The sequence below is a fragment of the Candidatus Tisiphia endosymbiont of Neophilaenus lineatus genome (assembly GCF_964264975.1).
Taxonomy (GTDB): domain Bacteria; phylum Pseudomonadota; class Alphaproteobacteria; order Rickettsiales; family Rickettsiaceae; genus Tisiphia.
Genome location: NZ_OZ183649.1, coordinates 675,493 through 688,142 on the forward strand (window position 1 = coordinate 675,493; position 12,650 = coordinate 688,142).

Here is a 12,650-nt window from a genome sequence, read left to right on the forward strand (position 1 = left end):
GTTATCAAAAAAAGGAACTACCAATATGAAGTATTACATAGAAGAACAAGCATGGGAAGTAATTTCATCATTTTTTAAGGAAAGAAATGGTATACACAACAAGAATGAAGAAAAAATGAGACATTTTATTGAAGCAATATGGCACCGTCAAGTTAAGTAAAATAGTATCAAAAAGAGCTATATTTTTGGCACCGTCAAGTTAAGAGAAATGTAAATTAAGTATTGAGCAAATGTAGGGAATAATTTATAGATTATCAGTGACAATTGTTACCTAAATTTCAGTGCTATGTGTATTATACTAATTGCAATAATGAACACGGTGTTATAAAATGGGTTTTTAACTGATAAATAGGTACTCAAATAGCTAGGTTAATATTACCGCAAGGTTTTGAAGGTCATGATTTTATAAAAATGATAAAACATGAGCCGCATGGTCGAAATCGTATACGTTTATTGGCGATGTATCACCTTCAATTAGGCAAATCTTTTAAAGCCATATCTGAAATAGTGAAGTCACACTGGAAAACTGTGCAATCATGGCTCAGAAGGGCACCGTCAAGTTAAGTAAAATAGTATCAAAAAGAGCTATATTTTTAGATTTCAGGCAGCAAGAAGTCTTTGAGTGGCTTCGTCCCAAATGGATTTAGCTGATGCAAATGCAATTCTTTGCTCAATTGCTGTTTTACTATATCTTCCAACATTTACGGCAAATATATTTCTGACTTTTCCCATCAGTGATAATTTACAGTGGGCTGAATTAGGATGCTTAAATTTAATTAATATCTTCTCGTTGCGCCTAGTTGGTTGATGAGCATTCTCAACACGATTATTTAGTCTTTTATGAGTGCGATGCTCAGTTTTAGGGCACATAAGCTTAATCGGCTTAATGTAACTTCTGAGCTTATCAGTAACAATTACTCTTGGAGCTGGATAATGACCCAATAATTTTGATAAAAAACGAATAGCTGATTTTTTGTTACGACGCTTCTGCAGTAATACTTCTAATTCATGCCCCTCAGAGTCAACAGCTCTCCATAATATCAATACCTCGACTTTAATCTTAATATTCATCTCATCTAAATGCCATTTATCAGTTGGTTTCCTCTCTCGCTTTCTGATAACATCTTGAAAATAAACCGCAAATTTATTGCACCAAAATCTTACTGTCTCATGACTTAAAATAATACCTCGATAGGCCATCTGTTCTTGTACATCTCTGTAACTATTATTGACTCGATGATATAACCATACTGCATGGCTAATAATGATTACTGGAAAACGATGTCTCTTTGGGGATTGAATAATACACATAGCACTGAAATTTAGGTAACAATTGTCACTGATAATCTATAAATTATTCCCTACATTTGCTCAATACTTAATTTACATTTCTCTTAACTTAACGGTGCCCAAAGAAGCGGTGCCCCTAGGAAGATTAACAGTATACAAGAGTCTGCTATTTTTGATAAAATCAATACGCTCAGTGAAAGTAAAACTGGTGGGTATATAACTGGAAAGGAGCTACATATCATGTTAGTTGAGGAATATGGTGCTAAATGTGCTTTAAAAACAGTCTACAATACTATGCACCGCCTTGGTTTGAGCTGGATTACTTCTCGTTCAATGCATCCAAAATCAAATCAAGAGACTCAAAATAGATATAAAAAAACTTTCCAGACATGTTAACAAAATTATTAGCACAAAATATCGATAGATGTAAAGTTGATATATGGTCTCAGGATGAAACTAGAGTTGGGCAACAAGGTATCTTAACTCGTATATGGGCTAAGCGTGGCACTAGACCCCGTAAAGTTCGGCAACAGCAATTTATTTCAACATATATTTACGGAGCTGCTTGCCATGAGACAGGAGAAGCTTGTGCATTAATTTTACCATATGCAAACACACAGGCAATGAATAAATTCTTAGAAGAGCTTTCTCGCAGTATTCAAGGCAACCGACATATAGCTTTACTAACGGATAATGCAGGTTGGCACACAGCCAAAAAACTAACTGTGCCAAGCAATATCACTTTGATACCGCTTCCGCCCTATGCACCGGAACTTAATGCAATGGAACAAGTTTGGGAATGGATTAAAAATCATTTCTTGTCTAACCAATGTTATGGTGTATATGAAGATATCGTTACTATGGCTTGTTACGCTTGGAATCAACTTGCTCATAATGTAGATTTAGTAAAATCAATTATGTATAGAGATTGGATAAATACACCGTGTTAATTATTGCAATTGGTATAAGTACATTAATCTTAATGCGATATAAAACTTGTTTAACAAATTATATCATTTGGAAAATCTGTCTTATTTATAAATTAATAATTTGATCTTGACAGGGTAATAGTTTTTATTAATATTACAGGTATATTCGATGCTTTTGAAGAATTGCCTTCGTAAATACTTGCGAATTCTTGATAGTAAAGTACTATATAATAATCTAAATTAATAATTAAAGTAACAGTGTGCATTTTATGTTATACGAGGATGTTGATAATTTACACAATATCACTGATATTATTAGTACTAAATTGCAAGAGAATTCTATAGTAGCGAAGATATCTTGCAGATTAAAAGACCCTTATTCTATCGTAAAGAAATTGGTAAGAAAAGGTATTGGTTTTTATCAATTAACTGACCTCATTGCTTTTAGAATTATAGTTGATACGCTAGAAGACTGTTATAAAGTACTGGATATTATTAATGATATATATCCTAGTAAGCATGAAAAATATAAAGACTATATTGTTAATCCCAAAGATAATGGCTATAGTTCCTTGCATATTGTGACTACTATTGGTATATCTAGACGTAATGTGGAAATACAAGTACGGACTAGTCAAATGCATGATATAGCAGAGTTTGGCATCGCTAATCATGGTGAATATAAAGAAGCACAAGAAGCAAGGATAAAAAAATTATTTTCTCCAGAATTACTTAATATAATTGTTCTGCACATCGGACTAAATAATTTATATAAACTTTTTGAACAATTTAATTGGACTATGTCTGAACTGGTTGCTTACGAACAAGAAATTAAAAATTTTTGGGATAATTTTCAAGATAACTTGCAAACAATACAAGAGCAATTTATAAAAAAAATAAATAATGTAGAACCGTTAGAGAGAAATTTTGTCTAACTAATCCAAGGTTGGCGGTTGGCTAACCCTATAAATATTTGTGGGTAATAGTAAACTCTACTATCTAGAATAACGTCCATAACTGTCGAAAGTTAGTAAATAAATACATCTTCTCTATACGTCTATTAGCAAGGAGGGTTGTAAGACCGACGGAGCAATCCAGTAACATAATTTATCTATAGGTTGTTTCCCAGATTGCTTCGCTTACGCTCGCTAATAGACGCTGTGGTATACTGCTCGTAAATGAAGAGTTGGTAGACGATAGTATAACTTCAAGAAGAGCTAGGAGTGTCAAAGTCGAGCAACGGAGCGTACATTAGTACGTGAGCAGCGGAGATCTTTAGACACGACAACGCCAATTCTTGAAGTTCACCGAGTATATAGGTATTTATAAACTTTCAACAGTTGTGGGATAACATCAGAGTTGGTCATGCCAATCATTATAAAACTTGCCTAAATCAAGTCTTATTCTTTTCGATCGCTCAGCAGTGATTATAGAATATATTGTTTCAAGAGTGGTATCAAAATCATCGTTAATAACCACGTAATCATATTGTTTGGCATAATACACTTCTTTAGTAGCCAATTTCACACGCAACTTTATTGATTCTTTACTATCTTGCCCTCTATTTTTAACTCGTTGTTGCAAAATACTAAGACTCGGTGGCAAAATAAAAATTGTAATTACATTTTGCAAGGTTTTTTTTATTAGCTTTGTACCTTGCCAATCTATATCAAACAAAACATCTAACCCTTGACTTAGTAAGTCTTCTACAACTTTTTTAGGTGTTCCATAATAATTATTGTAAATATTTGCATATTCAAGCAATGCATCTTGCTCAATTAATTTATTAAATTCCTCTTTGGTCTTGAAATAGTAACTTACTCCATCAACTTCATCTGTTCTTGGCCTTCTAGTAGTTGCAGAAATGGATAATCTAAGATTCCTGTCGATTTTTAAAACTGCTTTAGCTAAGCTAGATTTACCAGTAGCCGAGGGCGAAGACAAAATAATAGCTAATCCTTTACTTCTAAGAGATAGTAGCATTCTTGGTGAAACCTTTATATAGCAATAGAATTTTATCTTTTAATATTAATTTTTGTTTCTTTAACTGCCTGACTTTAGTATTATCTTGCAAATGCAAAAATCCGGTATTTATTAGTCTTTCTAAATCATTATGTTTTTTTTGTAAACTTTGTATGTGGCTCATGAGACTCATCTGCAAACTCCATAATCAGTTAAAAGCTTGGTTTTTTGTAAACCAAGCATCATTTTAATATAAGCAAATACACTTTGAAAGGAAAAAATATAGCTATGACTAGCGATAATAAAAAAAAATTGCTTGTGGCAATCTCTGGAGCTTCTGGAGCAATATATGGTATAAGGTTACTTGAGATTCTGAGGCAGATAAATATTGAGAGTCATCTAATTATTTCAAAATCTGCTCATCTTACCATATTACATGAGACGAATTATTCCATAGAACAAGTAAAAGATCTAGCAGATTACTGTTACAATCTTTCTGATATTGGTGCTAGGGTTTCTTGCGGTGCTTTTAGGACATTTGGTATGCTCATAGCTCCATGTAGCATGAGAACTCTTGCATCAATTGCTGGCAGTATTGAGAATAATTTAATCAGTAGAGCAGCAGGGGTTACACTAAAAGAACGAAGAAAACTGGTGTTGATGATAAGAGAGACTCCTTTACATCTAGGTCATTTAGAAAATATGTTAAAAGTAACGAATTATGGTGGGATAATTGCACCTCCAGTACCTGCTTTTTATAGTTTACCTAAAACCTTGGATGACATGATAAATTATTCAATTTCGCGGGTTCTTGATATTTTTGATATTAATACTGATTTAATAAAACGTTGGGATGGTATGCCTACAAAAATTTAAAATCTATTAGTGCTTGAAAAGGCACCGTCAAGTTAAGTAAAATAGTATCAAAAAGAGCTATATTTTTAGATTTCAGGCAGCAAGAAGTCTTTGAGTGGCTTCGTCCAAAATGGATTTAGCTGATGCAAATGCAATGCTTTGCTCAATTGCTGTTTTATACCAATTGCAATAATTAACACGGTGTATTTATCCATAGATAATCTCTATACATAATTGATTTTACTAAATCTACATTATGAGCAAGTTGATTCCAAGCGTAACAAGCCATAGTAACGATATCTTCATATACACCATAACATTGGTTAGACAAGAAATGATTTTTAATCCATTCCCAAACTTGTTCCATTGCATTAAGTTCCGGTGCATAGGGCGGAAGCGGTATCAAAGTGATATTGCTTGGCACAGTTAGTTTTTTGGCTGTGTGCCAACCTGCATTATCCGTTAGTAAAGCTATATGTCGGTTGCCTTGAATACTGCGAGAAAGCTCTTCTAAGAATTTATTCATTGCCTGTGTGTTTGCATATGGTAAAATTAATGCACAAGCTTCTCCTGTCTCATGGCAAGCAGCTCCGTAAATATATGTTGAAATAAATTGCTGTTGCCGAACTTTACGGGGTCTAGTGCCACGCTTAGCCCATATACGAGTTAAGCTACCTTGTTGCCCAACTCTAGTTTCATCCTGAGACCATATATCAACTTTACATCTATCGATATTTTTTGGTAATAATTTTGTTAACATGTCTGGAAAGTTTTTTTATATCTATTTTGAGTCTCTTGATTTGATTTTGGATGCATTGAACGAGAAGTAATCCAGCTAAAACCAAGGCGGTGCATAGTATTGTAGACTGTTTTTAAAGCACATTTAGCACCATATTCCTCAACTAACATGATATGTAGCTCTTTTCCAGTTATATACCCACCAGTTTTACTTTTACTGAGCGTATTGATTTTATCAAAAAGAGCAGATTCTTGTATAGTGTTAATCTTCCTAGGGGCACCGCTTCTTTGTGATTCAAATAATCCTTCAAAACCATGATTCCTAAATCTTCTGAGCGATGATTGCACGGTTTTCCAGTGTGACTTCACTATTTCAGATATGGCTTTAAAAGATTTGCCTAATTGAAGGTGATACATCGCCAATAAACGTATACGATTTCGACCATGCGGCTCATGTTTCATCATTTTTATAAAATCATGACCATGAAAACCTTGTGGTAATATTAACCTAGCCATTTGAGTACCTTTTATCAGTTAAAAACCCATCTTAGACCACTGCGTTAATTATTGCAATTGGTATAATTCTATAGACCAAGAACATTATCATTATGATGTGAGATTTTTATTAAAAACCGTTTGCAACGACTATTTTATAAAAAATTCTGAATCAAACGAATTACGATGGATAGAATTTGCTTCTAATTATCAAGAACTTGTGCTAGATAATTCAGTAGAAAGGATGATAAAAAAGTACAATCTTATGCTTTGAAGGGCACCGTCAAGTTAAGAGAAATGTAAATTAAGTATTGAGCAAATGTAGGGAATAATTTATAGATTATCAGTGACAATTGTTACCTAAATTTCAGTGCTATGTGTATTATTCAATCCCCAAAGAGACATCGTTTTCCAGTAAGCATTATTAGCCATGCAGTATGGTTATATCATCGATTCAATAATAGTTACAGAGATGTACAAGAACAGATGGCCTATCGAGGTATTATTTTAAGTCATGAGACAGTAAGATTTTGGTGCAATAAATTTGCGGTTTATTTTCAAGATGTTATCAGAAAGCGAGAGAGGAAACCAACTGATAAATGGCATTTAGATGAGATGAATATTAAGATTAAAGGCGAGGTATTGATATTATGGAGAGCTGTTGACTCTGAGGGGCATGAATTAGAAGTATTACTGCAGAAGCGTCGTAACAAAAAATCAGCTATTCGTTTTTTATCAAAATTATTGGGTCATTATCCAGCTCCAAGAGTAATTGTTACTGATAAGCTCAGAAGTTACATTAAGCCGATTAAGCTTATGTGCCCTAAAACTGAGCATCGCACTCATAAAAGACTAAATAATCGTGTTGAGAATGCTCATCAACCAACTAGGCGCAACGAGAAGATATTAATTAAATTTAAGCATCCTAATTCAGCCCACTGTAAATTATCACTGATGGGAAAAGTCAGAAATATATTTGCCGTAAATGTTGGAAGATATAGTAAAACAGCAATTGAGCAAAGAATTGCATTTGCATCAGCTAAATCCATTTGAGACGAAGCCACTCAAAGACTTCTTGCTGCCTGAAATCTAAAAATATAGCTCTTTTTGATACTATTTTACTTAACTTGACGGTGCCGTATTTTTTTATAGATAAATCATAAAAAAATACTAAATCTGCTTAGTGGCAAGATAATTGCTGTTATAATAGTCTATGTTTAAATATTTAAGTCTAAGTATTAGTTACATGATTAACATGTCCAAACTACCTAAACTACAAGTTTTACTAAAAAAACTACATAAATTGGTTGTATATTTTTTATATAAAAGAAATATTATTATTTTAATAGGCGATAAAGGTACATTTCTTTGTGCTTTAATACACGATAAAATTGTGGATACTTTATTTGTTCCTGCTGAAAACCAAGATAATTTAGACTCCTATAAAGAATTTTTTGGTAAATTCAAAAACTATTACGTTTTCTTCTTATTAAACGGTTCTGCATGTGAAGTACGCCATGATATAGTACCTGTACTACATTCAATAGTAAAAACCAATCCTGTAGAAAAGTTTATAGAGGAGTATTTTTCTATAGATGATATAGTTGCTTACAATGTCTATAACATAAATACCAAATATAGTGAGGTGTGGAATACCTTGCTGGTATCTACTCCTTATACCCCACCTTTAAGTAAGTTACTTGAGAATCTTTTGGCAAGTAAGAGGAAAAAGTTTGGTGGGATTTATTTTTTAGCTTTGGAATGGAAAACAATTATAGATAAAATTGTAAAAAATGTTGAAAATAATAAGTATAGTGAATATTTACAAATTTTTGTATGTATTTTAAGTACAAATGGTATTAAACTTGTTGTTAAACATCAAGGTAATATAATCTCAATTCAAACATTTGATTATCCAGCTGATAAGTCAGCCTTATATATTCAAGGTATAATTGAACAAGAAGTGGAAGATTGTTTGATATCTTGTAAAAGCTATATTGATAGTTTAACCCTTAAAGTTTGTATAATTCTTATAGTAGACCAAAGTCTAAAGTTGTTATTAGAACAATCCAGTTTTGGTGAACATCCAGTAATATGTAAGTCTAGCAGTGTATTAGGTGATAATAGCAAATTTTCAGATGCAATGGTTGTCAAGTTATTTAATGAACAAAAAAGCTTTCTAGCCTCTAACAAATATTTAGAATCCATAGCTAAACTCAATATTATCAGTTCTTTAATTTTCAAACCATTTATCACTATAATAATAGTATTGATATTTGCTGCATGTGTTATCAAAATTAAAACCGTAGCAAATTACAGAAAATTGGATCTTTTAAATTCACACTATTTTAGTGCTGAACAAGATTATTATAATGTTAAGCAAGCCTATCCATATATTCAAAATACCACTAATTTAGCTGATTTATACGTATTTGAAGCATTATTGCAAATCCCCGTACCAACGCCATTTGACTCGTTAGAAAAGTTTTTAACAAATTTACCACCTAATCTGCACCTAGAGGAGATTAAATGGCAAAGGTCGGATCTAGATAATACGTTATTATCATCTAATCAGTATATAAAAATCGAGATATTATTAAAATTTATCGTTAGTAATATGCTAGTTGAAGATGCTACTCAGCTCTTAAAACAAGAAATTGTAAATTTTAGTAAAATATTTAGCAATATGGATATTAATTTTACGATATTTACTGATCAAATATTAGAGTTACCTAATAGAGTAGTAATACCTGCTGAGGTTATTATTACTAAGAAAAAAGGATAAGAGATGCTTAAGAAAAAAGGATAAGAGATGCTTAAAAATTTTATTGTTCATCTAAAAAATGTTATATTCTTTAAGTTTATTATGTGTTGTCTGTGTATTTCTACTATTTTATGGTTGCTGCAAAGTATTAATAAAGATTATATGGAATCAATTGCCAAGAATCAAAATATAGAAGAATCTCTAGCTCAAGAAACGTTAAAGTTGTATTCTATAATAAATTCTAAACATAAAATACTAGAAACTTATGCAAGATATTCAAAACTATTATCTATTTCTGCTAGACAAAATTGTTTAGAACGAGCAAGGTTAATAACAACAATTGATAGTTTCTCAAAAAAATACAACTTAAATGAGCCTATTACTATATCAATTAAACAAGAATTCTTAAGTGGTATTAACCCAATGGTGGGAACAAAGCAGGATACTATAAGGATAAAGAATTATGATGTTTACATAAGATTTGCCACCAAAGATTTTGCAACTTTCTTGACAATTATAAGAGAAATCTATTCTTGTATGCCGGAGAATACTATTGTACTATCTATAGACATAAAGAAAGAAGATGTATTAGAACCTAAGGTTGTTTATAAACTATCAACAGAAAGAACACCTGATATGATATTTACAAAACTTAACATGCGTATAAGAGAAATAACGGCAAATAAGTAATTGTAATCTCAAGTAGTTATCGTATATTGTTTATAACAAAACTATTAATAAATCTTAGAGAAGTATATGAATATTGTTGTAAAAAAGTTAGTAAGAGTTATCATTATTTTAAATATTATTTTTATTGCAGAAGTGACGATGGCTAGTAACTCCTCATCAAAAGAAACAAAAGATTATATCGCTACTAGTCAATATTACCATAATTTGATATCCAGTAACGATATGGCAGAGCTTAATATGTTTTTAAGTTTATTACCCAAAGGAGGGGAGCTTCATCATCATTTTAGTGGAGCTATATATGCAGAAAATTATTTAGATCTTATTAATAAGGCTGGTTTTTGTATAGATAAAAATAGCTATCACGTGCAAAAAAATAAACCAAATAAACTAAATAAAACATGCCTTAGTATTACTGCTCTCCAAGATAATTATGATCTATATACCGCTCTTTTAAGTCGCTGGTCATATGGTAGATTCTTTTACGATCATAACTGTACTCAAGAAGATGGATTAAAACATTTCTTTAATGTTTTTGGATATGTAGGTCCAATAGAAGCAGTTGATGTCAAAAGTAGTTTGACCTTATTAAAAGTAAGAGCTAAATCAGAAAATATCCAATATATTGAAACTATATTGTTCTTAGCCCCAATTAGTGAAAATCCTGCACTTGATAAGGTTAATCAACTAACAAGTAATACAGATGATGCCACTATCAATAGTGTTTTAAGTCAGGCTGTTGATGTTTTAGATAAAGATAGCATTATACAAAATGAAATCGCTCAAAATTTACGTGAAATCGTATCTAACTCCAAAGATATTGATGATGATGATTTTAGTATGCGATTTCAACCATATGTAGTACGTTTCAACAACCCATCGCTGATATTTTCTGGATTATATTCAGCGTTTTTAATGGTAAAGAATAATACCAAATTTGTTGGAGTTAACATTGTTGGTAATGAGGCTCATCCTATTGCTTTACGTGATTATAAGTTGCATATGAAAATGTTTCGTTTCTTAAAACAAAGATTTCCTAATGTAAAATTGTCGCGCTGCACTCGGGAGAGCTTACTTTAGGCCAAGTTACTCCTGAAGAATTGAGTTATCATATTAATGAAATGATGCGGTTAATGTGGCAGAGGCAAACCGTATAGGACATGGTGTCGATATTATGCATGAATCTAACCCCTACCAATTAATCAATACATTATTAAACAAAAATATACTTGTAGAAATTAATTTGACTAGTAATGAAGCGTTACTAGGATTACAAGGTAACGATCATCCAGTGAGACTTTATATGCAGTATGGAGTACCAATTGCAATTTCTACTGATGATCCAGGGGTGTCACGTAATAATTTAACTGATGAATATTTACAATTTGTCACTCGCTATAAACCATCTTATGATAAGCTAAAAGAAATAGTGTCTAATAGTATTAAATATTCTTTCTTAACAGAAGATGAAAAAACTAAGCAAATTGACTTACTAAATAAAAAATTTATTTTTTTGAGGATACGATAGCTTCATTTGTAAAAAAACACTCTCATGTTAAAAAATAAAGAGCCAAAGACTAATGAACATCTTTAGCAGTATAAACATTTATATATGTAAAAAAAGAATAAGTGCAGAGTTATTTAATAATATAACAAAACATGCATGTTTAACACTTGCTAATATAATAGCTATTGATTACGAAATTAGACTTAAATCAACACCTGAGATTGATGTCCATATAAGTAATTGTATTGGTAAATTAAGAGTTTTTCTTGGTCAGAAAGTTATTACGGATGATAGTTTTTCAACAGTTTTAATGTTATTTTCAGTAGCAATATCTCCTGATGCAGTAGAATATCAAGATAGAGGTAATATTCTAAACAAATCAGAAGACATAATAATTGATACACTAATAAGTACAAATTTTGCTAAGGCAAATTCTGAAGAGAGGAAAGTAATAAAACAAGTGTTAAAAGATTTACTGGCAGCAAGGAATAGTTATGAATTAACAAATTTTATACAGCTTGAACCAGAAATATTTTGTACAACGGTAATGCGTGCGGTAAAAAAATATCAAAACCCAAAGGAAGTCAGCACTAATGCTAGATTAGAAATTAATAGAATATTAAATGTTGCAGTAAAACATAATAAGAAAATTGAAATATTTAAACAAGCAACCAGCAAAATTATAACTGCTATTTTTGTTTTAGCAGTTGGGGCTATCAGTGTTGCAACAGCTGGTGCCACATTTGCTTTTATGGTAGTACCAGCTTCTATTCTAGCAATAGAATATGCTCCCAAAATCGGCGAGAAAATTGGTGGGATGATTCTCAGTACTGATAAATCCATGAGAGCACAAGAACAAAAAATTACTACTCTAAAAACTAATTTATGGAAAAATAATAAGGAATTCTTGTCTCAACAGCGAGCAGTAGAGTCTAATGTATCCATGCAAAAATTAGATAGTCAAATAAAGTCGGTAGTCAATCTAAAATCTAACAAATTAAATATAATAAAAGATCAGCTATCGGATAACTTACCTAGTAAAAAGTCTTTACAAAATAACAAAAATAGCAAATCTTCAGGACAAATTAAACAAAGGTAACAATATGCTAGTAACTTGGATTCTCCTTATATTTGCAGGATTATTTGAGGTAGGTTTCTCTATATCGCTGAAGTTGTCAGAGGGTTTTACCAAAGTAAAACCCATTATAGCTTTTATTATTTTTTCTATATTGAGTTTTGTTTGTCTAAGTAAAACTCTAGATAAACTTCCTCTTGGTACTGCTTATCTTCTGTGGACTGGTATCGGAGCTGTAGGAACAGTAATAGTAGGGATGGTGTGTTTTAACGAGCCATACTCTGCCATGCGAGTTTTCTTTATTACGACTATGATAATTTCTATGATAGGGCTTAAGTTGTCTTAAAC

18 protein-coding genes are annotated in these 12,650 nt (G+C 31.6%); 13 read left to right on the plus strand and 5 right to left on the minus strand.

What is annotated here, in order from left to right:
• Positions 1-25: 25 nt before the first annotated feature.
• Positions 26-160, plus strand: coding sequence for a hypothetical protein (locus ACFE3K_RS04050; RefSeq protein ID WP_375358351.1), 135 nt, complete (start codon positions 26-28; stop codon positions 158-160).
• A 251-nt stretch (positions 161-411) separates the two neighbouring features.
• Positions 412-564, plus strand: coding sequence for a hypothetical protein (locus ACFE3K_RS04055; RefSeq protein ID WP_375358352.1), 153 nt, complete (start codon positions 412-414; stop codon positions 562-564).
• 36 nt (positions 565-600) lie between these two features.
• Here the strand turns inward: ACFE3K_RS04055 and ACFE3K_RS04060 are convergent, their stop codons facing one another.
• Complete coding sequence (locus ACFE3K_RS04060) at positions 601-1,311, minus strand: IS6 family transposase (protein ID WP_375358353.1); 711 nt, start codon at positions 1,309-1,311, stop codon at positions 601-603.
• Between the two features lie 195 nt (positions 1,312-1,506).
• Here ACFE3K_RS04060 and ACFE3K_RS04065 point away from each other — a divergent pair, with 195 nt between their 5' ends.
• The 3 genes from ACFE3K_RS04065 (at position 1,507) to ACFE3K_RS04075 (ending at position 3,154) form a co-directional block, all read left to right on the plus strand.
• Positions 1,507-1,686, plus strand: coding sequence for a helix-turn-helix domain-containing protein (locus ACFE3K_RS04065; RefSeq protein WP_375359477.1), 180 nt, complete (start codon positions 1,507-1,509; stop codon positions 1,684-1,686).
• The gene (locus ACFE3K_RS04070; RefSeq protein WP_375358354.1) at positions 1,680-2,240 is read left to right on the plus strand and encodes an IS630 family transposase; all 561 of its coding nucleotides are present in this window, start codon (positions 1,680-1,682) and stop codon (positions 2,238-2,240) included. The genes ACFE3K_RS04065 and ACFE3K_RS04070 overlap by 7 nt, the downstream gene beginning before the upstream one ends.
• 248 nt (positions 2,241-2,488) lie before the next feature.
• Positions 2,489-3,154: a bifunctional (p)ppGpp synthetase/guanosine-3',5'-bis(diphosphate) 3'-pyrophosphohydrolase gene (locus ACFE3K_RS04075; RefSeq protein WP_375358355.1), complete on the plus strand. Its 666-nt coding sequence runs from the start codon at positions 2,489-2,491 to the stop codon at positions 3,152-3,154.
• A 418-nt stretch (positions 3,155-3,572) separates the two neighbouring features.
• Here ACFE3K_RS04075 and gmk read toward each other — a convergent pair whose 3' ends face one another.
• Together gmk and ACFE3K_RS04085 are read right to left on the minus strand one after the other, a co-directional pair.
• Complete coding sequence (gene gmk / locus ACFE3K_RS04080) at positions 3,573-4,202, minus strand: guanylate kinase (protein ID WP_375358356.1); 630 nt, start codon at positions 4,200-4,202, stop codon at positions 3,573-3,575.
• Positions 4,186-4,374 carry a DUF465 domain-containing protein gene (locus ACFE3K_RS04085; RefSeq protein ID WP_375358357.1) on the minus strand — a complete coding sequence of 63 codons (189 nt, stop codon included), beginning with the start codon at positions 4,372-4,374 and terminating at the stop codon, positions 4,186-4,188. Before ACFE3K_RS04085 ends, gmk begins: the two co-directional genes overlap by 17 nt.
• A 95-nt stretch (positions 4,375-4,469) precedes the next feature.
• On the opposite strand from ACFE3K_RS04085, the gene ACFE3K_RS04090 reads away from it, so the two are divergent.
• Positions 4,470-5,057, plus strand: coding sequence for a UbiX family flavin prenyltransferase (locus ACFE3K_RS04090; protein WP_341747929.1), 588 nt, complete (start codon positions 4,470-4,472; stop codon positions 5,055-5,057).
• Positions 5,058-5,229: 172 nt separating this feature from the next.
• Here the strand turns inward: ACFE3K_RS04090 and ACFE3K_RS04095 are convergent, their stop codons facing one another.
• Positions 5,230-5,796, minus strand: coding sequence for an IS630 family transposase (locus tag ACFE3K_RS04095; RefSeq protein ID WP_375358358.1), 567 nt, complete (start codon positions 5,794-5,796; stop codon positions 5,230-5,232).
• The gene (locus tag ACFE3K_RS04100) at positions 5,790-6,290 is read right to left on the minus strand and encodes a helix-turn-helix domain-containing protein (RefSeq protein ID WP_375358359.1); all 501 of its coding nucleotides are present in this window, start codon (positions 6,288-6,290) and stop codon (positions 5,790-5,792) included. Before ACFE3K_RS04100 ends, ACFE3K_RS04095 begins: the two co-directional genes overlap by 7 nt.
• A 354-nt stretch (positions 6,291-6,644) precedes the next feature.
• On the opposite strand from ACFE3K_RS04100, the gene ACFE3K_RS04105 reads away from it, so the two are divergent.
• The 7 genes from ACFE3K_RS04105 (at position 6,645) to ACFE3K_RS04135 (ending at position 12,648) form a co-directional block, all read left to right on the plus strand.
• On the plus strand, positions 6,645-7,322 hold the full coding sequence (locus ACFE3K_RS04105; protein ID WP_375358360.1) for an IS6 family transposase: 678 nt from the start codon (positions 6,645-6,647) through the stop codon (positions 7,320-7,322).
• A gap of 202 nt (positions 7,323-7,524) precedes the next feature.
• The gene (locus ACFE3K_RS04110) at positions 7,525-9,054 is read left to right on the plus strand and encodes a hypothetical protein (RefSeq protein WP_375358361.1); all 1,530 of its coding nucleotides are present in this window, start codon (positions 7,525-7,527) and stop codon (positions 9,052-9,054) included.
• A gap of 27 nt (positions 9,055-9,081) precedes the next feature.
• A complete protein-coding gene (locus tag ACFE3K_RS04115; RefSeq protein ID WP_341755088.1) occupies positions 9,082-9,723 on the plus strand; it encodes a hypothetical protein in 642 nt (213 codons plus the stop codon).
• 66 nt (positions 9,724-9,789) lie between these two features.
• Positions 9,790-10,800, plus strand: coding sequence for a hypothetical protein (locus ACFE3K_RS04120; RefSeq protein ID WP_375358362.1), 1,011 nt, complete (start codon positions 9,790-9,792; stop codon positions 10,798-10,800).
• Between the two features lie 55 nt (positions 10,801-10,855).
• Positions 10,856-11,248, plus strand: a complete 393-nt coding sequence (locus ACFE3K_RS04125) for a hypothetical protein (protein WP_375358363.1) — start codon at positions 10,856-10,858, stop codon at positions 11,246-11,248.
• Between the two features lie 52 nt (positions 11,249-11,300).
• Positions 11,301-12,326 carry an RP853 family protein gene (locus ACFE3K_RS04130; protein ID WP_375358364.1) on the plus strand — a complete coding sequence of 342 codons (1,026 nt, stop codon included), beginning with the start codon at positions 11,301-11,303 and terminating at the stop codon, positions 12,324-12,326.
• A gap of 4 nt (positions 12,327-12,330) precedes the next feature.
• Entirely contained in the window at positions 12,331-12,648 is a 318-nt protein-coding gene (locus ACFE3K_RS04135) for a DMT family transporter (protein WP_375358365.1), read from the plus strand.
• The last annotated feature ends 2 nt before the right edge of the window (positions 12,649-12,650 follow it).